Below are 23,487 nucleotides of genomic sequence, written 5' to 3' on the forward strand. Positions count from 1 at the left end.
ATGAGTGAGCGGCAGAACCAATACAATATCGGGCTCGACAGGACACCCGCCAACTACGTGCCGCTGAGTCCGCTCAGCTTCCTCGCGCGCAGCGCCGCCGTCTATCCCGATCATGTCAGCACGGTCTATGAGGGCCGCAGCTTCACCTGGGCGCAGACCTATGAGCGCTGCAGGCGCTTCGCGTCCTGGCTCGCGCGCAAGGGCATCGGCGTCGGCGATACCGTGGCGGCGATGCTGCCGAACATCCCGGCGATGAACGAGGCGCATTTCGCCGTGCCCATGACCGGCGCCGTGCTCAACGCGCTCAACATCCGCCTCGATGCGCCTTCGATCGCATTCCAGCTCGACCATGGCGGCGCGAAGATCATCCTGGTCGATCCCGAGTTCTCGGGCGTCATAAGTGACGCGCTGGCGCAGATGAGCGGGCCAAAGCCATTCGTCGTCGACGTCGACGACGCATCGTTCAAAGGCGGCAGTCGCATCGGCGAGATCGAATATGAAGCGGCAGTCGCGGAAGGTGATCCCGCGTTCACGGCGATTCCGCCAAAGGACGAGTGGGATGCGATCGCGCTGAGCTACACCTCTGGCACGACCGGAAATCCCAAGGGCGTCGTCACCCATCATCGCGGCGCCTATCTCAACGCCGTCAGCAACATCCTTGCCGGCAATCTCGGCCAGCATCCGGTCTATCTCTGGACGCTGCCGATGTTCCACTGCAACGGCTGGTGCTTCCCCTGGACTATCGCGGCGGCCGCCGGCATCAATGTCTGCCTGCGCAAGGTCGAGCCGACCAGGATCTTCGAGCTGATCAAGAGCCGCGGCGTCACCCACATGTGCGGCGCGCCGATCGTCTACAACACACTGATCAACGCACCCGATGCGCCCAAGGGCGGTGCGGCCCGCCGCGTCGTCGGCCTGATCGCCGGCGCCGCGCCGCCGGTCGCGGTGCTCGAAGGTGCAGAGAGCATCGGCATCAAGCTGACCCATGTCTACGGCCTGACCGAGGTCTACGGCCCCGCCTCCGTCTGCGCCGAGCAGCCCGGCTGGGACGAGCTTCCGCCGGCCGAGCGCGCGCGCATGAAGCGCCGGCAGGGCGTGCCCTACCCGCTCGAGGAAGGCGTCACCGTCATCGATCCGCAGACGATGCAAGAGGTGCCGCGCGACGGCGAAACCATCGGCGAGGTCATGTTCCGCGGCAACATCGTGATGAAGGGCTATCTCAAGAACGAGAAGGCGACCAGGGAAGCCTTCGAGGGCGGCTGGTTTCACACCGGCGATCTCGGCGTGCTCGACGAGCACGGCTACGTCATCATCAAGGACCGCTCCAAGGACATCATCATCTCCGGCGGCGAGAACATCTCCTCCGTCGAGGTCGAGGACATCCTCTACAAGCATCCGGCCGTGCTGTTTGCCGCCGTGGTGGCAAAGCCCGATCCGAAATGGGGCGAAGTGCCCTGCGCCTTCGTCGAGTTGAAGGACGGCGCCAGCGCGAGCGAAGCCGACATCATCGCGTTCTGCCGCAAACACATGTCGGGCTTCAAGACACCGAAGGCCGTCGTGTTCGGGCCGATCCCGAAAACGTCCACGGGCAAGATCCAGAAGTTCCTGCTGCGCAACGAAGTGGGATCAGTGAAGGCGATCTCGGCCTGAGCTGATTTCCCATTTCAAATGCGGATCGACGCCGGCGGCGCCGGGAAGTCTCGGCAGCGTTGAGGCTCCCGCTCCATTGCCGGCGAGGCCGTATCGCGCCAGGCCGGTGCGCTCAGTGCGTCTCGAGCCGCAGCCCGTCAAAAGCGGGCACGACGCCCGCGGGCAGCGATTGCCGGATCACTTCGTAATCGACGTCGGCCGTCATGTTGGTGATGACCGCGCGCTTCGGCTTGAACCGTTCGATCCAGGACAGCGCGTCGTTGATGCTGAAATGGCTGACATGGTTGGTGTAGCGCAGGCCGTCGACGATCCAGAGGTCCAGATTCTCCAGCGCGCCCCAGCTCTCGCGCGGGATGTCGTTGAGGTCGGGTGTGTAGGCCGCATCCCCGATGCGGTAGCCGAGCGCGGGAATGTTGCCGTGCTGCACCAGGAAGGCCGTCATCGTCACGGCGCCGCCCTTCCCCAGAACAGTCTGGCTTTCGCCAGCTTCGATCGAATGCCGCGTCAGGATCGGCGGATAGTCGCTGCCCTCCGGCGAGATGAAGCAATAGGAGAACCGCGACAGGATGTCCTTGGCCGTCGACTGGTTGAAATAGGTCGGGATACGACGGCGCATGTGCATCACGACCGAACGCAAATCGTCCATGCCGTGGGTCTGATCGGCGTGCTCATGCGTCAGGAACACCGCGTCGATGTGATCGACATTGGTCGAGAGCAATTGCTCGCGCAGATCCGGCGAGGTGTCGATCAGGATGCGCGTGGTGCCGTGCTCGGAGGTCCGTTCCACCAGCAGCGAGCAGCGGCGGCGGCGGTTCTTGGGATTGTTGGGATCGCAGGCACCCCAGCCGAGCGCCGGGCGCGGCACGCCGGCGGAGGAGCCGCAGCCCAGGATCGTCAGCGTCAGCGTCATGCGGCTCCCGGTTTCAAGCTTTCACCTTCGAGAACAGGCGGAAGAAGTTTTCGCTGGTCTGGCGCGAGATCTCGTCAAGCGACACGCCGCGCGTCGCGGCCAGCACTTTTGCGACCTCGACTACATGAGCGGGCTCGTTGCGTTTGCCCCGGAACTTGCCGGGCGCAAGATAGGGCGAGTCCGTTTCGACCAGAATGCGATCGGCCGGCAGTTCGGCCGCCAGCGCCCGCAAGGTCTCCGATTTCTTGAAGGTCAGGATGCCCGTGAAACCGATATAGAGCCCGAGTGACACCGCTTTCAGCGCCAGCTCGCGCCCGCCGGTGTAACAATGCAGCACGGCGCGAAACGCCCCCTTGGCCGCCTCCTCTTCCAGGATGCGCGCGCAGTCCGCGTCGGCCTCGCGGGTGTGGATCACCAGCGGCAGGCCGGTGGTGCGGGCGGCGGCGATGTGGGCGCGAAAGCCCCTCGCCTGCGCCTCTGGCGAGCCGTTGTCGTAGAAATAATCGAGCCCGGCCTCGCCGAGCGCGACGACTTTGGGATGCTCCGTCAACGCAACCAGCTCGTCCGGCGCGATACCGTCCTCCTCATCCGCGTTATGTGGATGAGTGCCGACCGAGCAGTAGACATCGTCATAGCGTTCAGTGATGGCCAGAAGCTGGTCGAGCTTCCGGACCCGGGTCGAGATCGTGACCATGCGGCCGATGCCGGCCGCGCGTGCCCGCGATACGATCCCGTCGAGATCTTCCGCAAAATCCGGAAAATCCAGATGGCAGTGGCTGTCGACCAGCATCGCGCAAACGTCCTAGGCTGCCGGCTCGATGTAGCGCGGGAACGCCGGCGTCGGCGCCGGCAGGGTCGAGCCGGGCGCGATGCGCTTGGCACCGCCGAGCATGACGAAGTTGCGCTCCCCGTCCGGGATGCCGAGGCTGTCGAGCAGCAATCCTGAAGCGGTCGGCATCGCGGGCTGCGCCAGGATCGCGATCTGGCGCACGACTTCGGCCGTGACGTAGAGCACCGTCTTCTGCCTGGCCGGGTCGGTCTTGGCGAGCGCCCACGGCGCCTCGCCCGCGAAATAGCGGTTGGCCTCCGCAACCACGGCCCAGACGGCGTTGAGCCAGTGATGGATCTGCTGCGTTGCCATGGCCTCGCGCGATGCGGCGACCATGCCGTCGGCCATCGCCAGGATTGCCTTGTCGTTGTCGCTGAATTCGCCGGGCTCGGGCAGCACGCCGCCGAGTTGCTTGGCGATCATCGACAGCGAACGCTGCGCGAGGTTGCCGAGATCGTTGGCGAGGTCGGCGTTGATGCGGGCCACGATGGCCTCGTGGTTGTAGTTGCCGTCCTGTCCGAACGGCACCTCGCGCAGGAAGAAATAGCGCACCTGGTCGACGCCGTACTGGTCGGCAAGATTGAAGGGATCAACGACGTTGCCGACCGACTTCGACATCTTCTCGCCCCTGCTGAACAGGAAGCCGTGGGCATAGACCCGCTTCGGCAGCGGAATCCCGGCCGACAGCAGGAACGCCGGCCAATACACCGCGTGGAAACGGATGATGTCCTTGCCGATGATGTGCACGTCGGCCGGCCAATAGCGCCAGTTTCCGTCGTTCTCATCGGGGAAGCCGACGCCGGTGATGTAGTTGGTCAGCGCGTCGACCCAGACATACATCACGTGCTCTTCGTCGCCAGGCACCTTGACGCCCCAATCGAAGGTGGTGCGCGAGATCGAGAGATCACGCAGGCCGCCTCTGACGAAGCTCACCACCTCGTTCTTGCGGGAATCCGGCCCAACGAAGTCAGGCTGATCCGCGTAAAGCTTCAACAGCTTGTCCTGATAGGCCGACAGGCGGAAGAAATAGCTCTTCTCCTCGACCCATTCGACCGGCGTGCCCTGCGGGCCGAGCCGGACGCCGTCATCGGTCAGGCGCGTCTCATCCTCGGCGTAATACGCCTCGTCCCGCACGGAATACCAGCCTGCATAGATGTCGGCATAGATATCGCCGTTCGCTTCCATGCGCCGCCAGATCTCCTGGCTGGAGCGATGATGCTGCTCCTCGGTGGTGCGGATGAAGCGATCGAACGACACGTTCAGACGCTCGTCCATCTCCTTAAAGCGACCGGCATTGCGGGCAGCGAGCGCGGAGACGGCCATGTTCTCGCCGGCCGCCGTCTGCACCATCTTCTGGCCGTGCTCGTCGGTACCGGTCAGGAAGAACACGTCCTTGCCGTCGAGCCGCGCAAAACGCGCCAGCACGTCGGTCGCGATCGCCTCATAGGCGTGGCCAATATGCGGACTGCCGTTGGGATAGGCGATGGCGGTCGTGATGTAGAAGACGTTGTCGCGTGCGGGGGCGGCAACGGGCGCGGCAGCCTTTGGTGCGGCTGCGGGCGCTGCGGCTTGCGGAGCTGCAGCGGGCTTCGGCGCGCGCGGGGCCTTCGGCTTGGCAGCCTTCGGCGGCGTGGCGGCGGGGGCCGGCGCTGCGATCACAGGCGCGACCACCCTCGCCTTCTTGGCCACCGTCTTCGCAGGCGACTTGGCGGGGGTCTTGGCTGATTTGTTGGCTGGCTTCTTGGCGGCTTTCTTCACAGCCTTCTTGGCGACAGCCGGCTTCTTCGCAGCCTTCTTGACCGCCTTCTTTGCCGTCTTCACGGCGCTCTTCTTCGCGCCCTTCTTGGCCGTGGCCTTCTTGGTCTTCCTGACTTTCTTGGCCGCCTTGGCGTTGGCCTTGGACGCGCGCGCCTTCACGGCCTTCTTTGCGGCTTTCTTCGCAGCCTTGTTGCGGCCCTTGCCTTTAGCAGTTTTCTTAGCTCGCGTTGCCACGACGAATTCCTTTACCGGCTTCTCGAAATCTGGAGACGAACCTGGGTTCGATTATTGATTTGCGCATGATCTTTCGGAAAACCGCTGCGCACTGTTCCGGATCATGCTTTAGCGCGTTGCGTCCGCCAGCCAGCCGAACACCGAGAAAACCAAGGGCTTTCGTTCCAGATTGTAGGTTTCGGTGTCGCGCGCGGCGCGGACGATCTTTTCCCATACCTCGGCTAGGCGCGCAAGGCGCGGCAGGTTCTGGTTGGCATTGGCCTCGTCCGCATGCAGGCGTTCCGCGATCCAGCGATCGATGCCGTCGATGAAGGCCGCGAGCGCGACGCGGTCACTGGTGCCGAGCGAATCGCCGAGCGTGTGCAATTCGCGCGGATCGACCTGCGGCAGGCGCGCGAGCAGCGCCGCCGTGCGCTGCTGGAGCTTGAGCGCGTCGCCGCCGAGGAGAGTCAGAGCCCGTGCAACGCTGCCCTCTGAGGCCTCCGCCGCCTCGCGCAGCGCTGGATCGTTCGGATCGAGCTCGGCCGCCGACGCCGCCGCCCCGATCACATCATTCGTGGCGAGCGATCGCAGGCGAAGCTTGCGACAGCGCGACTGGATGGTGGCGAGCACGCGCGCGGGCGCGTGGCTCACCAAGAGGAACAGCGATTGCTGCGGCGGTTCCTCGAGGATTTTCAACAGCGCGTTGGCCGCGTTCGGATTGAGCTCGTCGACGGTATCGACGATGCAGACGCGCCAGCCTTCGGCCGCGGCAGTCGAGCCGAAGAAGCCGATCGTCTCGCGCGTCTCGTCCACGGTGATCACGGTGCGCATCACGCCGCGATCGTTGGCGGTACGCTCCAGCGTCAGCAGGCCGCCATGCGAGCCGGCCGCCACCTGCCGCGCCACGGCGTCATCGGGATCGATCGCGAGGTCTTCGGCGCGCTGCACGGAAGGCGCAAGCGGCTGGCCATGGGCTAGCACGAAGCGCGCCATGCGATAGGCCAGGGTCGCCTTGCCGATGCCCTGCGGCCCGCCGATCAGCCAGGCGTGAGGGATGCGGCCGCTGCGATAGGCCGTCAACAGCGCGGTCTCCGCCTCGCGATGACCGAACAGTTTCGATGTCTCGCGCGGATGCGGAATGCCGGTTTCGCGCTCGGTCTGACGCGGGCTCATACGGAAACCGCCGAGGCTGGCGTGGGAAGAAGACGATCGCGCAGCGCCGTCCAGACACGGCCCGCAACCGTGTCAGGGTCGGAATTGGCGTCGATCAGCACGCAGCGTGCGGGATCGTCCTCGGCAATCTTGCGATAGGCCTCGCGCAGGCCCTGGTGGAAGCTCAGCTTCTCGCCCTCGAACCGGTCCGGCGTGCCACCGCCCCGGCGCGCGGCGGCGCGTTGCAGGCCGATCTCGACCGGCAGGTCGAGGATGATGGTGAGGTCCGGCTTGAGATCGCCGATCGTGACCCGCTGCATCGCGTTGATCAGGCCCTCAGGCACTTGGCCGAGGCTACCCTGATAGGCCCGCGTCGAGTCGGCGAAGCGGTCGCACAGCACCCAGGTCCCCTGGTTGAGCGCAGGCAGGATCACGGTGCGGACATGGTCATCGCGCGCGGCGGCAAACAGCAGCGTCTCCGCCTCGGGGCCGAGCAGCCTGCCCATGCCCGACAGCACCAGATGACGCATGATCTCGGCGCCCGGCGAGCCGCCCGGCTCCCGGGTGACGCGGATGCGGAGCTTTGCCGCCTTGAGACGGTCGGCGAGCTTCTTGATCTGGGTCGACTTGCCGGTGCCCTCGCCGCCTTCAAAGGTGATGAAGCGTCCGCGTCCGGACGGCCGCTGTGGCGCGCTCTCACTCATGATCAGAGCTTCTCGGCGCCTGCGCGGAACATGCCGATCACGAGCTCGCTGGCGCCGTCGATCGCGCGTCGCACGGTCGAGCCGGTGCCGATCGCTTCGGCCGCATAGACCGGCGTCTCCACCGCGATGTTGCCGCTGCGCCAGACCTTGACCACGCCGACCCGTTGGCCGGCCTCGACCGGCGCCCGCACCGGACCGCTATAGACGACGCGCGCAATCAGCTTGTCGCTGCCGTTCTTGTGCACCATCACCTTCACCGGAGTCTTGGCGACGAGCTTGACCGAACGGCTCTCGCCGCCGAACACCTTGGCGTAGCCGACCGGCTGCTCGGCCGCGATCAGCGTGCGGGTCTCGAAATTGCGGAAACCCCACTCCAGCATTTTCTTGGCTTCCGTGGCGCGATCCTCGGGATCTTCCAATCCGTTGACGACGACGATCAGCCGCGTGCCGTTCTGCACCGCCGAGCCGACCATACCGTAGCCGCCCTCCTTCGTATAACCGGTCTTCAGGCCGTCGGCGCCTTCCATCGAGTTGAGCAGCGGATTGCGGTTGGGCTGGCGGATCTTGTTCCAGGTGTACTCCTTCTCGCCGAACAGTTTGTAGAATTCGGGGAAGTCCAGGATGATGTGCCGGGCGAGCACGCCGAGCTCGCGCACCGTCATCTTGTTGGCGGGGTCGGGCAAGCCGTTGGAGTTGCCGAAGGTCGACTTGGTCATGCCGAGCTCACGCGCGCGCTTGGTCATGAAGTCGGCCGCGAAGATCTTCTCGTTGCCAGCCATGGCCTCGGCAAGCGCGATGCAGGCATCGTTGCCGCTCTGGATGATCGCGCCGTGCAGGAGATCGTCGACCGAGACCTTGCTGTTGATGGCGGCAAACATGGTCGAGCCGCCCGAGGGCGCGCCGCCCCGGCGCCAGGCATTCTCGCTGATCCGGTACTCGTCGGTGAGCTTGATGTCGCCCTTCTTGATGGCATTGAAGACGACTTCCGCCGTCATCAGCTTCATCATGCTGGAGGGCGCGCGCAGCTCGTCGGCGTTCTTCTCGAACAGCACGCTGCCTGAGGAGGCCTCGATCAGGATCGCAGTCGGGGCATCGCCGTCGAAGCCGGCATCGTCCGGCTTCTTGGCCCCCTGGATGCTCTGGTTGGCGGCCAGAAGTGCCCCGCTCCAGACGACGCCCACGATCACAGCCGTCGCGATCAGGGCGCGCACCAGCGCCCTCGCGGTGAAGCGGCTGCGACGAAGCGAAGAAGGACGAAATGCCATGGCCAAGCCCTGAGAGCGGCGTTCTAACAGCTGGAACCGGTGCGAACAACACGACGTTGGACGCCTGCCGCGAGATTGCACGATTCTCGCCGCGCCCCTATCGTGGCGCCTTATGTTTCTCGACCAAACCCCTGAAACAAGGCGGAAAAGCGATGTCTTCCACCCGCGTGATCAAGGCCAACGGCATCGATCTCTTCATCCGCGAAGCCGGCCAGGGTCCGCTGGTCGTTCTGTGCCATGGCTGGCCGGAGCTGTCCTATTCCTGGCGCCACCAGATCCCCGCGCTCGCCGCGGCCGGGTTTCACGTCGTCGCCCCCGACATGCGCGGCTACGGCCAAAGCGCCGCGCCGCCTGAGGTTGCCGCCTACTCGATCTTCGACACGGTCGGCGACGTGGTCGGCCTGGTGCAGGCGCTCGGCGAAACCAAGGCGATGGTGGTCGGCCACGATTGGGGCGCGCCGGTCGCCTGGCACGCGGCGCTGTTCCGGCCGGACATCTTCACGGCGGTCGCCGGCCTTAGCGTGCCGCCGCCGTTCCGCGGCCGCGGCAAGCCGCTCGACCTCTTGCGCCAGGGCGGCGTCACCAATTTCTACTGGCAGTACTTCCAGGCGCCCGGCGTCGCCGAGGCCGAGCTGGAACGCGACGTCGCCCGCACCATGCGCATTGTGCTCGGCGGACGCGGCTTTGCCGATCCCACCGCCGCCATGTTCGTGCAGGAGGGCAAGGGCTTTCTCAGCCACGCGACCGCCGAGGAGACGCTGCCCGCCTGGCTCGGCGAGGCTGATCTGGCCTATTTCACCGAGAGCTTCCGCAAGTCCGGCTTTCGCGGCGGGCTGAACTGGTACCGCAACATCGACCGCAATTGGGAGCTGACGGCACCCTGGCAGGACGCGCAGATCCATCAGCCCTCGTTGTTCATCGCCGGCTCCAGGGACGCCGTCATCACCGGCCTGATCGGCGCCAAGCGCGTCAACGAGCTCGAGCGCGTGCTGCCCAATCTGAAGCGAAAGCTGATCATCGAGGGCGCCGGCCATTGGGTGCAGCAGGAACGGCCCGACGAGGTGAACGCGGCGCTGGTGCAATTCCTGAACGAAAGCGCAGTCTAGTAGAGCCCGCGGCCGCTCAGGATGCTGCGGGCCTCGGCGGCCCCGTGGGCCGACGACGGCGCATTCTCGGCGGCGTAGCGGCCGTCCTCTTCATAGGACACGGCGCGGGCGTTGTGGACCGCCCGGCCCCGGCTGCGGCTCGAGGCCGACATTTCCGAGGTCGCGTTGAGCGAGGCCATGTCGGCGGAGGTGGTGCCGAGATTATAGGGCCGCCCCTCCGGCATCGGCACGTCGCCGCGAATGGCACCGCGGCTCGATCCCGGCAATTCCGGCACGAAGGGCTTGGCCGAGGCGACCCGGACCATCGAGGGCGACGGCGCCGGAACGCCGGTGCGCAGGGTCGCCAGAAGCTGGCGGTCGTCGGAGCCTTCGAGCGGCGCCCGGCCGACATATTCGACGCGGACCTTGGCGACGCCATTGCCTTTGAATTCAAGCAGTTCGGCCGCCTTGTTCGAGACGTCGATGAGGCGGTTGCCGTGATAGGGCCCGCGGTCATTGACGCGCACGATCAGCGACTTGCCGTTCGAGACATTGGTCACCCGCGCATAGGACGGCATCGGCAGGGTCGGATGCGCCGCGGTCAGCGAGGTCATGTCGAACACTTCGCCATTGGCGGTCAGGCGGCCGTGGAAGTCGTCGCCGTACCAGGACGCCATGCCCTCGGCGCGATAGTTGACGTCTTCCTCCGGCACGTAGGTCCGGCCCGCCACGACATAGGGCTTGCCGACGCGGTAGGTGCCGCCGCCCTTCGGGACCGGATCCCCCAACGCCACGACCCGGGGGCTCGAGGACACGCCGTATTTCGGATCGACGCGGCTGGCGAATTTGTTGGAGGAGGCGCAATTGGCAAGCGCAACGCAGGCCGCGACCGCCGCAGCACCACGCGCGGCCCGCAAAACCGAATCTGACCGACGGATCCCCATGCGCCCCAAATACCACTTTGCCGGAGGCGTACCCAACCCGCTTTGGCCACGGGGAGCGCTGTCCGGTCCTCTAATCCGAGGCGGCCCACCACCGCGTCGGAAGCGGTAACGATAACGCAACCCGAACACGGCGGAAATGGGGAGCCCACAGCGATCCCGCCGGGATGGTAAACGAGACGTTCGCATTTTTCCGTTGTTCTACGGAGCGATGGCACCGACTCTGTGCCACGGCTGGACATTCTGTTGCGCCAAATCCTCACTCCACCCCCATTGTCGCTGCCTTCACTGGAATTCTTTTGACTGTGCAAGGCCGCACGCGTTCTCTCGGATGCAAGGGCGGGATTTGGAATTTAACGATGATCGAGACGGTTTCGGCACTGATGGGTCTGGTAAGCGCGGGGATCTTCCTGGCCCATGCGTTTGAAGGTTACCGCACGAGGGCCTGAGGGCACTCGCGCGATCGGCAAGCATCACCTCTTTCAAGCGGCGCGTTCGGACAATTTTGATCGATCCGACCGAGCATCGAAAACGAGAGCGGCAGGTGTCACATGCGCAACCATGACCTGGTATCTGACGGCTTCCTGGCATTGACCGCCGGCGGCTTGGTCCTGCTCTGCTCGAGCCTCGTGGCACTGGCGTTCGCCTGAGCCCCGCTCCGCTTCGTTACCCTCCAGCACAGCTCCATCAGGCGCATCAGGCGCCGATGTCCCGCTCCCAATCTGTTGATTGAATTCCCGCGTTCGCTGCCTCGACTCATTTCCAGAGGCCATCACCAACGAGGGTGACGCGAATGCTTGCCGAGAAATTCTTCCTGGTCCTGGAATCCCTGATCCGCGGCGACCGCTCCTATCCCGACGGCAGCCCCCGGGTCATCAGCACCTCCCCGCACGTGCCGGTCAGGCTGCCGGCGCAGAAATAGCCGGCGTCAGGCGCCGCTCTCAGCGCAGGCCCAGCACGGAGCGACGATAGAAGCCGTCACGGGCCTCGTTCAGGCAGACGAAGCTGCCGTCGAACCCCTGGCCGTACCGCTTCTGACCCTTGCGGTAGTAGATGCCCTTCCTGAAGTCGAGCCAGACCACCTTGTCGTGCGGGCAATGACGCTGCGCCTGCGCCTCGTAGCGAAACGGCGTCAGCGGTGTCGCCGAGACCTCCGCGGTGCCCGCGCCGATCATGATCGCGCCGGCGAGCGCGATGCCGCCGGACCATCTGCGAAAGCCGCTCCTCGTCACTCCCCGCCTCCCGATCCACATCGTCGCGCGATGGCCGTTCGGCACGCTAGCACGAAATGGCCAGGTCCGCCGAAGGCGAGACACGCGGGGCGTCTTCCGCCGGCCATGTTGTCGGGCTAGATAAAAGCGATCGTTTCGATTGCGAGGATGCAGCCTGAATGTCGGTTGAGCCTTCACCCCAATCCGAACCTCGTGCCGAACCCCGTTCGCCCCCGCCGCGCCTGGGCCTGCTGCCGATGATCATCTTCGGCTCGCGCTGGCTGCAGCTGCCGCTCTATCTGGGACTGATCGTGGCGCAGTGCGTCTATATCGCGCTGTTCCTGAAAGAGCTCTGGCACCTCTCCTGGCACGCCCTCGATCTCACCGAGCAGCAGATCATGATGAGCGTGCTGGCGCTGATCGACGTCGTGATGATCTCCAATCTGCTGGTGATGGTGATCGTCGGCGGCTACGAGACGTTCGTCTCGCGGCTCGACCTGCAGGGCCATCCCGACGAGCCGGAATGGCTCGGCCACGTCAATGCAAGCGTCCTCAAGATCAAGCTCGCCATGGCCATCATCGGCATCTCCTCGATCGCGCTGCTGCGCACCTTCATCGAGGCCGGCAATCTCGGCTCGAACCGCGCCGGCTTCACCGAGACCGGCGTGATGTGGCAGGTGCTGATTCACCTCACCTTCGTCGTTTCGGCGATCGGCATTGCCTATGTCGACAAGCTCGGTGACTCCGGCACGCGCAAGCAGGCCGAGTGAGGTTACCAACGTCGGCCTTATTGCTTGTCCACTTCGAGCTGCGCCAGCGCCTGGTGCAGGCACTCCTGAAGCTTCAGCGCGACCTGCTCACGCGCGATGCCCTTGGCGGCGAGATCGCCTGACACCTTGTCCACGACATCGGCGATCGCCCGGCTCTCCAGATGGTCCGTCACCAGCGTGGTTGCGTAGCTTGCCGCGGCATCGCCGCTGAGCCCGAGCTGGCCTGCAGCCCAGAGCCCGAGCAGCTTGTTGGACCGGGCGGTGGCCTTGAACATGAACTCCTCGTCGTGGACGAATTTGGCCTCAAAGCCCTGCTCGCGCTTGTCGAACGTGGTCATGGTCAGCTCCATTTGCACTTGCGCTGATGGGTGTCGGACTGGCTGGGGGCGAACGTCTCCGTGCTTCACGTCAGTTCGGATCAGTTGAAGCTTCCGGCGGAAGCCAAACGCCGTCAAGCCTGCCGATGCGCCCCCGCGCCGGGCGCGTGCATGGCCCGCACAAGCCCGGCGCCAGCCGACTTGGCTAGGCAGAGACCGCTTACCGATCGTTAAGCAGACTCAGCGCCGCATGGCTTGGGGCATACCGAGAGCTGACGCATGAACAAAGAGCTGCGGGAGTTTCGACGGCTTGAACGGGTCTGCCTGGAGCAGGCCGCCCTCTCCACCATGGACCTCGCGCGAAGCGGGCTGCTCAAAGTCGCCGACGATTGCCGCATCGCAGCCGAAGCCATCGAAGCGCAATCGCCCCGTGGCGCGTTCACAGGTGCCGTCCAGGCGCTGAGGCTGGCCTGGAGCGCGACGAGGACGCCGAACCGGCACTAGCCGGCGGCATCGCACGGACAGATCGCGTCAGAATATTGCCGGAGGGACCCGCGCAGGATCAGGCCTTCGCCGCCGCCGCCTCGCGCGCCAGCCGTTCGGCCCTCAGCCGCTCCTTGTTGGCGTAAAACGCCTTCTGCGCCTCTTCATGGTCGCGCATGGCCTTTTCGGCCTCGATCCGGCGTGCCGCATCGCGCGCCTGGCGCTGCTCGGGGGTCAGGGGTTTGCGTCGGAAGGAAAGGTCTTCAGTCATGCGGAGACAACGCAGACGCGGCGAAAGGGTTCCATAAGGTGTACCCCGCGGACCCGCAAATTGGAACTCGAGCTGTTCGCCGTGCCCGAAGGCCGCTCCAGCAAATATCGAAAAACAACCCCATGCACAGTAGCTATGCTATTGGACAATAAAGATTTTCTTGGGTTCTCGACGGCCCCTGGATCTCAACATCGGCAATGACGGGCAGATGGTCCGAGAAGGCTCTCGCCTCCACGTCGGTCCAGACCTTCTCGATCCGGCTATCAGACGTCGCATAAATCCGGTCAAGCCGCATAAGGGGTAGGCGCGATGGGAAGGTGCGCAGCCGCGTACGGTTGGGGCAGGCCTGCGCGAGCACCCGCCGCACCGACTTGACCCAAAACCAATCGTTGAAATCGCCGAGGACGACGGTCCTTCCGGGTTTCACCAGGCTCACCAGGGTTTGTGCCTGGGCATACCGCTCGTGGATGCTCAGGCCGAGATGCGTGGCAACCACGCGCACGTCACCGACCGGCGTCAGGAGGCCAGTGGCAATGGCCCTGCGCGGCTCGCGCTCCCGATACGACACGTCGACGATTTCGGGCACCCCGGAGAACGGAAAGCGGCTCAGGAGCATCTGACCGTAGTCGCCATCCGCAGTGACAATCGACTTGGCGTGAACGCGGTGATCGCCGACGACACTCGCCAGCTTCGCAAACGGATCGTCGGACCTCGATCGCGAGTCCACCTCCTGAAGCGCGACGACATCAGGGGCCCATTTGCGAAGGATGGAGCAGACCCCCTCCAGATCGAACTTCGGATTGAGATTGAACGTGCCGTGCACATTCCACGTCATGAAACGCACCGGCGCCATCAGCGCCTCCCGGCGAGCCAGGTCGCGAGGAATTGCGCGCCCGCGCAGACGCCGAGCCAGCCCAGGAACGCCAGCACCAACAGCAACATGCTGCTCCAGGATGCGTTGCGGGCCAAATCCGCGATCTGAGCCCCCAGCACGGCCATGGCAAGAATACCGGGCGTCATGCCAAGCAGGGTTCCGAGCAGGAAGTCGCGTAAAGGCAGCGTGCTCGCGCCAGCCACGACATTCACGACCGAGAACGGTGCGATGGGAATCATCCGGATGACGACGACAGCCAGGACGCCCTTGCCGACAACGCGGTCCTGGATCCGCGCGGCACGTCGTCCGAGCAACTGCTGAAGCCGCTGCCGTCCGAGGGCGCGCCCGATCACGAAAAGGATGAAGGCGCTGAGCAAGACACCGGCGATCGCCGTGGCGAAACCCAGCCATGGCCCAAGCGCGGCAGCCGTTGCTGCAATGAGCACGAGCACCGGAAACACCACCAGCCCGCCGACGACAAAAACCGCGATTGCGAGTGGCGGCCCCCAGACGGACTGGGAATAGGTCGACAGCAAATTCGAGATGCGGCCCGTGTCGGCGAAATCGCCCAAGGAGGTGTACGACCAGGCTATTGCCAAGCCAAGAAGCGCCACGGCGATCGATACGATCCCGATGACGGTCTTCGTGCTCCACATGCGCGATGCCGCCCGCTCGAGATGAAGGGGCCGCTCAGGGTCCGCCACCGGCTGAACCATCGTGGCAAGGGTGCTGGTCAGGACTGAGGCTTCCACTGCCCGCAGCGTCTTCGGGCCATCGGCTTTCGACATTTCGTCCATAAGAGCAAGAAGACGATCGTCGTTTTGCCTGACGCTCTGTTCGTCGAGGCCACAAAAATGGGCTATCAGGCGATTCCGAACTGAAGCGACGGACTCCCGATGTTCGTCGGATACGGCTTCAAAGATCAGATCACATTCGCTGTCGGCGCCCATCGACCGGTTGTTCAAATTGGCCGAGCCGATCCTCAAGATCCTGTCATCGACGATCATGAGCTTGCTGTGCACCATCACGGCCGCTTCCGTGTCTCCCGCTCGTGAGACCGGGTAGACGAAGCGGATACGATTTGCCACGCCGGCCTCGCTGAAGCAGTCGATGAACGCACCACGGCCATTCTGCATGGCCTGGGATTCCAGCCACGAGGAATGCAGTTTTGGAGCGACGACCAGAACCCGGAGCGACGGCACGCGCTGCATCTGCTCCGCCAACTCACGCGCGATCTTGATGGCGCTGGTGAACTGGTTCTCGATGTAGATAAAGCTCGTCGCGGACCGGATCGCTGCAATCAAGGAGCGTTCGACCTCCCTGATGGTCGAACCTGCAGGACAGACCACCTCGGTCCGGGCGATCCCAACCGGCATGAGCTCAGCCTCGACCGGAACATCCGCCGGCCAGCGCATCCCCTTTTGCGCACGCCGATCCTGTATTTGTTGGCCTGCCGCACGCCAGCGCTCCTCGGCCAGCTCGAACAGCGAGGCGGCAGCATTCCCGTCTACCACGCATTGAACATCATGAAACGGCGGGTATGGCTTGCCCTGGGGGTCGCAGCGCAGTTCGTGATCGGCGCGATGGTCGCTCGTGTCCCAGCGCCTGATCGTCAGATCGAGCCCGCCGACGAACGCCAGTGAACCATCGATACAGACGATCTTCTGGTGCTGGGCCGAACCGAACGGAAGCGTGGAGTCCAGATGAAATCGGACTCGGCCGTCCGTGTCGGCGGTGAATTTGGCCGCGGAATTCCATTCCCGTTCGGAGGCGTAGAACGAGACGAAGTCCCAGACGAGAATGTTGATCCGCAGGTCCGGCCGGCGGTGCACGAGGGCACGCAGAAATGGGCCGAGCAGTTCCGGCAAGCCGTCGTCCGCCCGCCCCGACGCTCCGACCAGCCGGGTCTCGCTGTGGATGTCCCACCCGATGATGTAGACGATATCTTCCGCCGCGAGCAGCGCCTCGCGCAGGGCCGCGAAATAAGCGGCAGCATCGTTCAGAACCGCCACGTGCCGCGCCTTGCACCGCCGCCAGACGGTGTCGCCGGGGATCAGGGTGGATGAGCTCTGGAGCAGGTGGACCTCGCAATCGCATTCGCGTCTAAACGCGCTGAACGCTCAAGGGGTTCCACAAATCCAGGAGGTCGAGGTTGTCAGGCGCGCTGGGTCTGCGCTGTGCGAAGCCGCCGTCGTAATTCGTGAGATCACGACATTGAGACAGGTCAATACGAGCAAGCCGAAGCTCTGGGAACCTGCCGTCGGCAAGCAGATGGAGACGGCCATGTCACAGCAGAGCAGCATGCACTTCTACCTCAATTGGGCCAAGGAGCGGATCGACGAGATGGACGCCGCATTGGCCTCGTTCGAGGTCAAGGCCGGTCAGGCCAAGGCAGAGTCCAAGGTGAAGACGGATCAACTTCTGTCCGATCTGACGACGCGCCGTGACGCGTTTCAGGCGATGCTCAAGACCCAGGCGGAAGCAGGTGAAGCCGCCTGGACGGACGCCAAGGCTGACCTGGAGAAGCAGTGGGCTGGATTCGAGGCCCAGGTGAAAACCTACTTCGAAGGCGCCGGAAAACAGTTCGAGCAGCAGCAGGCCACCTTCAAGGACGTTGCAGCGGCCCAGGCAAAGGCGTGGCGCGAAGCGGCGGACAAATTCCGCGAAGCCGCGGCTAAAGTGGCTGCAGCCCGCACCGTCGATGTCGATGCCGCGCTCAAGCAGATGAAATCCGATGCGTCCGAAGCAGAAGCGCGTCTGCAGAAGCTGAAGCAGGCCGGCAGCGAATCCTGGTCGGTCCTGAGCGCCGCGCTCGCCGAATCCCGCAAGGCGTTCGACCAGGCGAACCAGGCCGCCTGGGACGTGCTGAAGGGCGGCGGTCCGAAGAGCTGAGGCTTTCTCTCCAGTCGAGCTGCCCGTCAGAACAGACGGGGGGCTCAAGCGTGTGTGGCCACGGCTGCGCGAGGAAGGGTGCAGATCATCCGCCTTCCTCGTACGCTTTGGTCAATGCTCAGGTGTTCAAGAGTCGCACGTTCTAGGCATCACGGTTCATGTTGGCGGACAAGCTTCCAATCTTAATTAGCCGCCCGAGTTGTCAACGAGCGGCAGCGGTCTGCTGGCTTGCGGAGTTATCCGCGTTGAACTCGCTCCAAGCCTGTCGGAGTATCTGGATCGAGGAGGTCAGGAAGATGCCACCCATCACGGCAGCGACGAGGAGGTCGGGCCAAGCTGTGTCGGTCCCCCAAACGCCCAAGGCGGCGACCATCACGATCACGTTGCCTATTGCGTCGTTTCGCGAGCAGAGCCAAACAGACCGGACGTTCGCGTCCCCATCCTTGTACGGCCTGAGCATCAAGACCGAACCGAGATTGGCCGCAAGAGCAAGAAATCCAATCACTCCCATGACTTCTGCTTTTGGCGTACCGAGAATGAGCGTTTGGTAGACAGTCGACCCGACAACCCAGAGCGCCATCACGCTGAGAGAGAGACCCTTGAAAAGGGCGGCTGTAGCTCGGCGTCGCAGGCTCGCCCCGATCACGGCCAAGCTGAGCCCATACGTCACCGTGTCACCAAGAAAATCCAGAGCATCGGCTTTCAGCGCCTGTGAACCTGCCAGTTGCCCAGCAAGCATCTCGATCAAGAACATCGAGCCGTTGACAGCGATTACCGTCCAGAGGACCCGCTTGTACGTGGGGTCCATTCCGTCGAAGACCGGAACACCGCCGGAACAACCACACGCCGCCTCTGCGGACCCGCACTCTGTGCGCCGAACAGGTTCGAGGTTCAACGGTGGGGGGCAGCAAGAGCCGCTCTGTTCGCAGCAGTCCGTCGCCATGATGTCGGTCCTCACTTCGTGCCGAACGTACCAGCTACTGACGCTTCGCGGTAGCTGCTGTTCCACTTCGAGTCCGGTGCCGGCTGCGCGACGAAGTCGCTACCGCCCCTCGTCGCTTCCGCTCTCACAGTCTCCGCCGAATTACGGTGACGCTGCATCTTATCAGCACGCCGGCAGCATAGACGACCGACATCGCCATGCTCTCGACTCCGGCCGAAGCCGCGCCCCTCAGCTTCCCTTGTGAGCGGTCCCTGACTGCGACTCGCCAAGGCCGGGATTGATCGCCAGCGACGCGCCGGCAGCGCCGCCGGCTTCATAGGCCGTCATCGACACCATCCGGCTGGTGCTGCGCGCGGTCCGGAGCTTGAGGTCGAGCTTGTCTAATTCTGCATCGACCACCGAGGTCTTGAGGACGACCAGCCCGCGACCGGTGCTTTCGTTGACCTGATCGCGACTGGCCTTCATCGCCACCAGCCTTTGCGCGATGGACGCCACCATCCCGAGCGCGAACGAGGCATTCGCCAGATGCCGCTCCTGGTGCCGGAACCGGGCGTAGTCGACCGACGTCTTGAAGCGGCCAAGTTCGGCGCGCACGGCGCCGTCGATCAATTCAGCCAGATAATGCGCGACCTCGACATCCGCGCCGAGACCGAAGAACACATAGATGTTCTCGCCGACTGCGTTCTTCTCGCGCGAGACCCGACAATCGCAGAAATGAGCGATCGCGCCGATGCAGTCGTCGAGCGGAATTCGCTTCTTGCGATGGGTCTCAAACACCCTCCGTTCGCACGGCGAGGCGCGCAGCTCGACGTCGGAGAGCGACAAATCGTGGCGATCCAGCAGTTCGGCAACCTTGGCGGCGGCAGACAGCGCCTCGTCCTCGGTACAGCCATTGGCGATGGTCTTGGCGCGCAACGCTTGAATGCGGAGCTTGAGCTTGCCGAGCCCGTCCGGATTTAACGCCTGGTCCACCGATCACCTGTTCGGGAAAGCCCGACCGAGAGACCCCGTTCGGATAGACTGGCGGAAGGGGTGGGATTCGAACCCACGGTACCCTTGCGGGCACGCCGGTTTTCAAGACCGGTGCCTTAAACCACTCGGCCACCCTTCCAAGCCTTGAAATTGTTTAGCTTTTCGTCGCTTCGCAGAGAACGTTTCGTGGACTCTGCTACCGCTTTGCTACCCAACGTCGTCGGTCCGCTTGTTTATTGCCCCTTGCCTCGTCAGGTCAACATCGGAGCTGCTCTATGCTTTGCTCCAACGCCTCGAGCTGCCGCTCTATCTTGTTGAGCCGCTTCTCTAAGAGTTTCTCAATTTGCTGACCAGCGTAAAGAATGGTGCCGATCAGGCCCACCCACAAATACCAATTCTCCGGCATTACTGCTCCTCTTGCTTTCTACCAGCCAAAGCGCTGCGCATGGCCACGTCAACCGCCGCTGCTGCCCCGCCCTGCATGTTCGGCATCAAGTGGCTGTAGATGTCGAGCGTGATGGCTATGCTGGAGTGCCCTAGCCGCTCCTGCACGATCTTGGGATGAACATTCGCCGCCAGCATGTGGCTGGCGTGGGTGTGCCGCATCTTATGGAGCGTCATCCCCCATTCTTTCAGGAAGTCGGACATAACGTGCGTAAGGCTCCGGGGCTGGAGCGGAGAGCCGTCGGCCTGGGTGACGACGTGCCAGCTATCTTCCGCCCTCACCCCCAGCTTAAGGAGTTCCTCGGCTTGCTGGAGCCGCCAGCGCCGCAACTCCTCAACGGCCAGCGACGGCAGCGCCACAGTGCGGGAACGGCCGGACTTGGCCTCCTTCTCGCGGATGCTGCCCGCGTCGGTTTGCTCGGTGCTTGCAACGACCGCCAACTGTCCGTTGTCCAGATCGATGGAGCGCCAGCGGAGCGCTGTAATCTCGCCACGACGCAGGCCGCAAAGGGTCGCCAGGATCAACGGGATGAACAGGCGCCGCTCTCGTGCTGCGTCAAATACGGTCGCGGTGGTTGGTGCGTCAATGGTGGCAACCGCCTTGCGCTCGATCTTCGGGCGGTCCTTCTTTTCCAAGAGGGCCGCCGGATTGCGAGCGATGAGCTTCCACCTCTCCGCCTGCCCGAGGGCAGAATAGAGAACGCGGTGCATATGGTGGACGGTACGCGGCGAGAGACCACCCTTCCCGTCCCGCCGGCCGGTCTCAAGGGCCTTGCCGTATGCCTCGCTGATGTCGATCGGCTGGAGCTTGGATAGGATCTTGCCGCCGATCAGCGGGGCAATGTTTTTAGTCGCGATCTGTTCGTAGCGCTCATACGTGCGCGGCGAGACGTTCGGCTTGATGTGCTTCAGCCAGCGGTCAAAGAACTGGGCCAATGTCGTTTTGGTCGGCTCGACGTAAGAGCCGCCGTTCATTTCAGTGATGAGCTTGCCGCAAGCGGTCTGCGCATCCCGCTTTCCCTTAGCGTCGGGCAAAGACACCCACTTGCGCTTGCGCTTGCCGGCACCGTCGCGGGTTTCAATGACAGCATACCAGCGGCCTTTGCCGCGCTCGCGGACGTGACCCTTCACTTTTGCCCCTCCTTCTTTGACAATCTCCCGCCTAGTGCGGGGAGTTCATAGAAACTGTTAGGCGTATGCACGTTTTTGGGCCGCTTGCCTTGCGGCGGCTCCATCATCATTCGGTCCCGCAATCCGAGCGCAATCGCGCTACCGATGCCGGCAGGGGTCGTGTGTTCCGGGACCAGCTGCTCCATCTCACGCAGGTGAGCAGGCACAACCACTTCGGTGCCGGGGTTAAGCAAAACCATGCTGATCTCAAATGCCCGCCTAAGCGCTTCGAACGTGAATTGATCTTCGTTCCACGGCTTGCCGGTGGTGGCCTCCACCTGCGCAGCCAAGTGCATAGCCATTCGCGCAAAGTCTCGCACGTGCGGCGCACCCCACGCGTTCTTCTCGTTGAGGGATTCAGTAAGGCGGTTCTGGATTTCCCTCGATAGCGAGTGGCCGGACTTAGCCGCCTCTCTTTCAAGCCGATCTCTGGTCGCGTCGTCCAACCGCGTCGAGAAGTACGCGCTCTTCGTGACCGCCTGGGGCTTCCGGCCGGCGTTTTTGCGAGCCCCGCCCCTGCTTTCCGGTTTGATTTTTGCCATAACATTCTCCGCCATTTGGCAGATGATCGCATGGCAATCGGGGCAAATCAAGCTAAATAAGGTTCAGCCGACAAGAAAGCATCTCTGGGCGCAGCAGTCGGCGGTTGTCGCCCTCCAGCGGGAAAGCAAATGACGCAGCAATATGAGGCCCTTTTGACCAGGCCGACACTGACGCCGACCGAGACGGCTAATTTCTTGGGCCTGGGCAAAAACGCGACGTACGACGCCATCAAGCGTGGAGAGATCCCTTCGATCCGGATTGGCAAGTCTATCCGGGTGCCCACGGCGAGCCTTAAGGCGCTGGTCGGGATCAAGTCCTAACGATGGTCGCAAAGCAAAACCCCGCAACGCTGGCGGCGTGCGGGGCTCCGGTAGATGATCTCGCGGCTGGCAAGGTCAATTCGGAAGATAACAAACACCTTCGCTTTCTTCAAGCGGTGCACCTCTCCCGCCGCTGTGCCATTGCCGCCTCGCTGGCCGATGCGCTCGCTCCGTTCGTGTACGGGGGTGCGCGATGAAGGCTAACGTGGTCAACCTCAAGGCGGTGAAGGAGCTCACCCCGTTTGAAGCGAGGTCCGAGTATAGGCGGCTGCATTATTTATTGAGAGGTCGCAGCCCCGAAGAGACAGATGCACGGTTGCGAGTCCTCGGGCGCCGGCTTGCCGAGATGGATCGACTCGGTCTGCTGGGCGAGGTCATTGACGGCGGGGACATCGATGTTGAATCTGTCTTGTTCGCGCAAGCAAACCTTCTTGGCCTGATCGACCACTATGGCATCGCCCACGTCGGAGAAACCATCGGCGATGCATTGAAGGCGGGTGAGGCCGTTGAAATCGACCCTGGCATCGAAGATGTCGCGCATTGGGTTGAGTTCGGCGAAGAAGACCCAGATCCGCTTGTCGCGGATATTGAAAGTGGCGCGATTATCGGCCGAGCTGAGGCGGGATTTATCTTCGGCCCCACCGGCACCGGGAAAACCGCCGTGGCCAATGCCATCAACCTGGCTATCGCCAGCGGTTCAGGTCTCGGCAAGGCTCATCTTACCGGCCAGCCGCACTACGCGTGCAAGGCGGGCCGCGTTCTTGTGGCGGTGTATGAGGCTCAGGCTGACTTTCGGCGCCGCATTCGCGGCATAGCCAAGGAAAGCGGGATTGAGCTCAGTCATCTGGACTGGGGTATCATCAAGGCGGATCTTGATATCACCCTGGAGCGCGATCGAAAGTTATTCGTGGAGCGCGTGCGCAAAGACACCACTCGCAACGACGGCAAGCCGCCTTTGCTGATCACGATCGATACCTTACCGGCTGCGGTGGGTGGCAAAAGCCTCAACGACGACGACGTGGCCGGGCACTGTTTTGCCCTAGCGCGCGCATTGATCGATGAGTTTGGGTGCTCGGTCATTTTCATCGCGCATCCTGGCAAAGATGAAACGAAGGGAATAGCGGGCTCCTATCGGCTCCGAGGCAACTCGGATTTCGTCCTTAAGACCGTCAAAACAAAATCCGGCTATCGCCTGATCAAAGACAAGGACCGTGGCGGTGCGTGCGACCGGGCCATCTTCGACTATACCCTCAACTTTGTGGAGGTCGATCGCACCTCGAGCGGGAAGCCGATCACGGGTGCCGTTGTCGGCTCGATCACCCCCTGCGCCTCGCATGACGAGCAGCGCGAGGCCATGGCGCGTCCAACGGATGGCTGGGCGAAGTCGCTGCGGCCATTCAAAGCGGCACTGACAACCGTTCTGCTGGACAGTGGGAAGGCTCTGAAGCCGTACGGGGACGAGGGGCCGACCGTCACCGCGAGCGCATTGGAGACGTTGCGCGCCGAGTTCACGGCCGCGTGCCCCGCTGAGACTGCGGACGGGAAGCGGATGCGCTTCAATCGCGCCCTTCAACGGGCTGCCGAGGATGGTCTCATTTGCTCACGAGAGATCAGCGGGGTTGATCATGTTTGGATCACCGAACCGAACACCTCACCGAACAAACAGAACACCCTATAGGTGTTCTGTTCTGTTCGTTCGGATTGGGGCGTTGAACAGAGCGAACGAACGTTCGGAGCGTTCGCTTCGTTCACAGAGTTGGACGCCGG

Annotated in this window: 24 protein-coding genes and 1 tRNA gene; 8 read left to right on the forward strand and 17 right to left on the reverse strand. The window is 63.7% G+C overall.

What is annotated here, in order from left to right; translation table 11 throughout:
- Positions 1-1,650 (forward strand): acyl-CoA synthetase, encoded by a 1,650-nt coding sequence (locus IC66_RS0104455; protein ID WP_038946784.1) that lies wholly within the window; start codon positions 1-3, stop codon positions 1,648-1,650.
- 112 nt (positions 1,651-1,762) lie between these two features.
- On the opposite strand, the gene IC66_RS0104460 is transcribed toward IC66_RS0104455, so the two are convergent.
- From IC66_RS0104460 to IC66_RS0104490, 6 genes are all read right to left on the reverse strand, one after another.
- A complete protein-coding gene (locus IC66_RS0104460) occupies positions 1,763-2,560 on the reverse strand; it encodes an MBL fold metallo-hydrolase (protein ID WP_028144641.1) in 798 nt (265 codons plus the stop codon).
- Positions 2,561-2,573: 13 nt separating this feature from the next.
- Positions 2,574-3,350: a TatD family hydrolase gene (locus tag IC66_RS0104465; RefSeq protein ID WP_038946785.1), complete on the reverse strand. Its 777-nt coding sequence runs from the start codon at positions 3,348-3,350 to the stop codon at positions 2,574-2,576.
- Positions 3,351-3,362: 12 nt separating this feature from the next.
- The gene (gene metG, locus IC66_RS0104470; RefSeq protein ID WP_080670297.1) at positions 3,363-5,381 is read right to left on the reverse strand and encodes a methionine--tRNA ligase; all 2,019 of its coding nucleotides are present in this window, start codon (positions 5,379-5,381) and stop codon (positions 3,363-3,365) included.
- A gap of 108 nt (positions 5,382-5,489) precedes the next feature.
- Positions 5,490-6,536, reverse strand: a complete 1,047-nt coding sequence (locus IC66_RS0104480) for a DNA polymerase III subunit delta' (RefSeq protein WP_028144638.1) — start codon at positions 6,534-6,536, stop codon at positions 5,490-5,492.
- The gene (gene tmk / locus IC66_RS0104485) at positions 6,533-7,219 is read right to left on the reverse strand and encodes a dTMP kinase (RefSeq protein WP_038946786.1); all 687 of its coding nucleotides are present in this window, start codon (positions 7,217-7,219) and stop codon (positions 6,533-6,535) included. Before tmk ends, IC66_RS0104480 begins: the two co-directional genes overlap by 4 nt.
- A 2-nt stretch (positions 7,220-7,221) precedes the next feature.
- Entirely contained in the window at positions 7,222-8,484 is a 1,263-nt protein-coding gene (locus tag IC66_RS0104490; RefSeq protein ID WP_038946787.1) for a D-alanyl-D-alanine carboxypeptidase family protein, read from the reverse strand.
- A gap of 152 nt (positions 8,485-8,636) precedes the next feature.
- On the opposite strand from IC66_RS0104490, the gene IC66_RS0104495 reads away from it, so the two are divergent.
- On the forward strand, positions 8,637-9,590 hold the full coding sequence (locus tag IC66_RS0104495; protein ID WP_038946788.1) for an alpha/beta fold hydrolase: 954 nt from the start codon (positions 8,637-8,639) through the stop codon (positions 9,588-9,590).
- Here IC66_RS0104495 and IC66_RS0104500 read toward each other — a convergent pair.
- Positions 9,587-10,513 (reverse strand): septal ring lytic transglycosylase RlpA family protein, encoded by a 927-nt coding sequence (locus tag IC66_RS0104500; RefSeq protein ID WP_049806454.1) that lies wholly within the window; start codon positions 10,511-10,513, stop codon positions 9,587-9,589. The genes IC66_RS0104495 and IC66_RS0104500 overlap by 4 nt on opposite strands.
- A 790-nt stretch (positions 10,514-11,303) precedes the next feature.
- Between IC66_RS0104500 and IC66_RS48950 the strand changes: the two genes are divergently transcribed.
- Positions 11,304-11,432, forward strand: a complete 129-nt coding sequence (locus IC66_RS48950; RefSeq protein ID WP_256379428.1) for a hypothetical protein — start codon at positions 11,304-11,306, stop codon at positions 11,430-11,432.
- A 19-nt stretch (positions 11,433-11,451) separates the two neighbouring features.
- On the opposite strand, the gene IC66_RS0104520 is transcribed toward IC66_RS48950, so the two are convergent.
- On the reverse strand, positions 11,452-11,742 hold the full coding sequence (locus IC66_RS0104520) for a hypothetical protein (protein WP_028144633.1): 291 nt from the start codon (positions 11,740-11,742) through the stop codon (positions 11,452-11,454).
- Between the two features lie 158 nt (positions 11,743-11,900).
- On the opposite strand from IC66_RS0104520, the gene IC66_RS0104525 reads away from it, so the two are divergent.
- Positions 11,901-12,491, forward strand: coding sequence for a TIGR00645 family protein (locus IC66_RS0104525; protein ID WP_028144632.1), 591 nt, complete (start codon positions 11,901-11,903; stop codon positions 12,489-12,491).
- A gap of 17 nt (positions 12,492-12,508) precedes the next feature.
- Here the strand turns inward: IC66_RS0104525 and IC66_RS0104530 are convergent, their stop codons facing one another.
- Positions 12,509-12,829, reverse strand: a complete 321-nt coding sequence (locus tag IC66_RS0104530; RefSeq protein ID WP_038970337.1) for a DUF1476 domain-containing protein — start codon at positions 12,827-12,829, stop codon at positions 12,509-12,511.
- A gap of 258 nt (positions 12,830-13,087) precedes the next feature.
- On the opposite strand from IC66_RS0104530, the gene IC66_RS0104535 reads away from it, so the two are divergent.
- Positions 13,088-13,312, forward strand: a complete 225-nt coding sequence (locus IC66_RS0104535; protein ID WP_028144631.1) for a hypothetical protein — start codon at positions 13,088-13,090, stop codon at positions 13,310-13,312.
- 58 nt (positions 13,313-13,370) lie between these two features.
- Here IC66_RS0104535 and IC66_RS0104540 read toward each other — a convergent pair whose 3' ends face one another.
- From IC66_RS0104540 to IC66_RS0104550, 3 genes are all read right to left on the reverse strand, one after another.
- Positions 13,371-13,562, reverse strand: a complete 192-nt coding sequence (locus IC66_RS0104540; RefSeq protein ID WP_028144630.1) for a hypothetical protein — start codon at positions 13,560-13,562, stop codon at positions 13,371-13,373.
- Positions 13,563-13,695: 133 nt separating this feature from the next.
- On the reverse strand, positions 13,696-14,415 hold the full coding sequence (locus IC66_RS0104545) for an endonuclease/exonuclease/phosphatase family protein (protein WP_038946790.1): 720 nt from the start codon (positions 14,413-14,415) through the stop codon (positions 13,696-13,698).
- A complete protein-coding gene (locus tag IC66_RS0104550; RefSeq protein ID WP_038946791.1) occupies positions 14,415-16,448 on the reverse strand; it encodes a VTT domain-containing protein in 2,034 nt (677 codons plus the stop codon). The genes IC66_RS0104545 and IC66_RS0104550 overlap by 1 nt, the downstream gene beginning before the upstream one ends.
- Before the next feature lie 271 nt (positions 16,449-16,719).
- On the opposite strand from IC66_RS0104550, the gene IC66_RS0104555 reads away from it, so the two are divergent.
- On the forward strand, positions 16,720-17,328 hold the full coding sequence (locus tag IC66_RS0104555; protein ID WP_038946792.1) for a hypothetical protein: 609 nt from the start codon (positions 16,720-16,722) through the stop codon (positions 17,326-17,328).
- Between the two features lie 202 nt (positions 17,329-17,530).
- Here IC66_RS0104555 and IC66_RS0104560 read toward each other — a convergent pair whose 3' ends face one another.
- From IC66_RS0104560 to IC66_RS0104585, 5 genes are all read right to left on the reverse strand, one after another.
- Positions 17,531-18,271 (reverse strand): cation transporter, encoded by a 741-nt coding sequence (locus IC66_RS0104560; protein WP_049806460.1) that lies wholly within the window; start codon positions 18,269-18,271, stop codon positions 17,531-17,533.
- Positions 18,272-18,499: 228 nt separating this feature from the next.
- Positions 18,500-19,243 (reverse strand): DUF7168 domain-containing protein, encoded by a 744-nt coding sequence (locus IC66_RS0104565; protein ID WP_038946794.1) that lies wholly within the window; start codon positions 19,241-19,243, stop codon positions 18,500-18,502.
- Between the two features lie 49 nt (positions 19,244-19,292).
- Positions 19,293-19,382 (reverse strand) — tRNA-Ser (locus tag IC66_RS0104570).
- 266 nt (positions 19,383-19,648) lie between these two features.
- Entirely contained in the window at positions 19,649-20,818 is a 1,170-nt protein-coding gene (locus IC66_RS0104580; protein WP_038946795.1) for a site-specific integrase, read from the reverse strand.
- Positions 20,815-21,399, reverse strand: a complete 585-nt coding sequence (locus tag IC66_RS0104585) for a hypothetical protein (RefSeq protein WP_157158012.1) — start codon at positions 21,397-21,399, stop codon at positions 20,815-20,817. Before IC66_RS0104585 ends, IC66_RS0104580 begins: the two co-directional genes overlap by 4 nt.
- 129 nt (positions 21,400-21,528) lie before the next feature.
- Here IC66_RS0104585 and IC66_RS42465 point away from each other — a divergent pair, with 129 nt between their 5' ends.
- Together IC66_RS42465 and IC66_RS0104595 are read left to right on the forward strand one after the other, a co-directional pair.
- Positions 21,529-21,720 (forward strand): helix-turn-helix domain-containing protein, encoded by a 192-nt coding sequence (locus IC66_RS42465; RefSeq protein ID WP_049806455.1) that lies wholly within the window; start codon positions 21,529-21,531, stop codon positions 21,718-21,720.
- 193 nt (positions 21,721-21,913) lie between these two features.
- Positions 21,914-23,398 carry an AAA family ATPase gene (locus tag IC66_RS0104595; RefSeq protein ID WP_038946798.1) on the forward strand — a complete coding sequence of 495 codons (1,485 nt, stop codon included), beginning with the start codon at positions 21,914-21,916 and terminating at the stop codon, positions 23,396-23,398.
- Positions 23,399-23,487: the final 89 nt, after the last annotated feature.

Source organism: Bradyrhizobium genomosp. III (assembly GCF_000261705.1).
Taxonomy (GTDB): domain Bacteria; phylum Pseudomonadota; class Alphaproteobacteria; order Rhizobiales; family Xanthobacteraceae; genus Bradyrhizobium; species Bradyrhizobium ottawaense.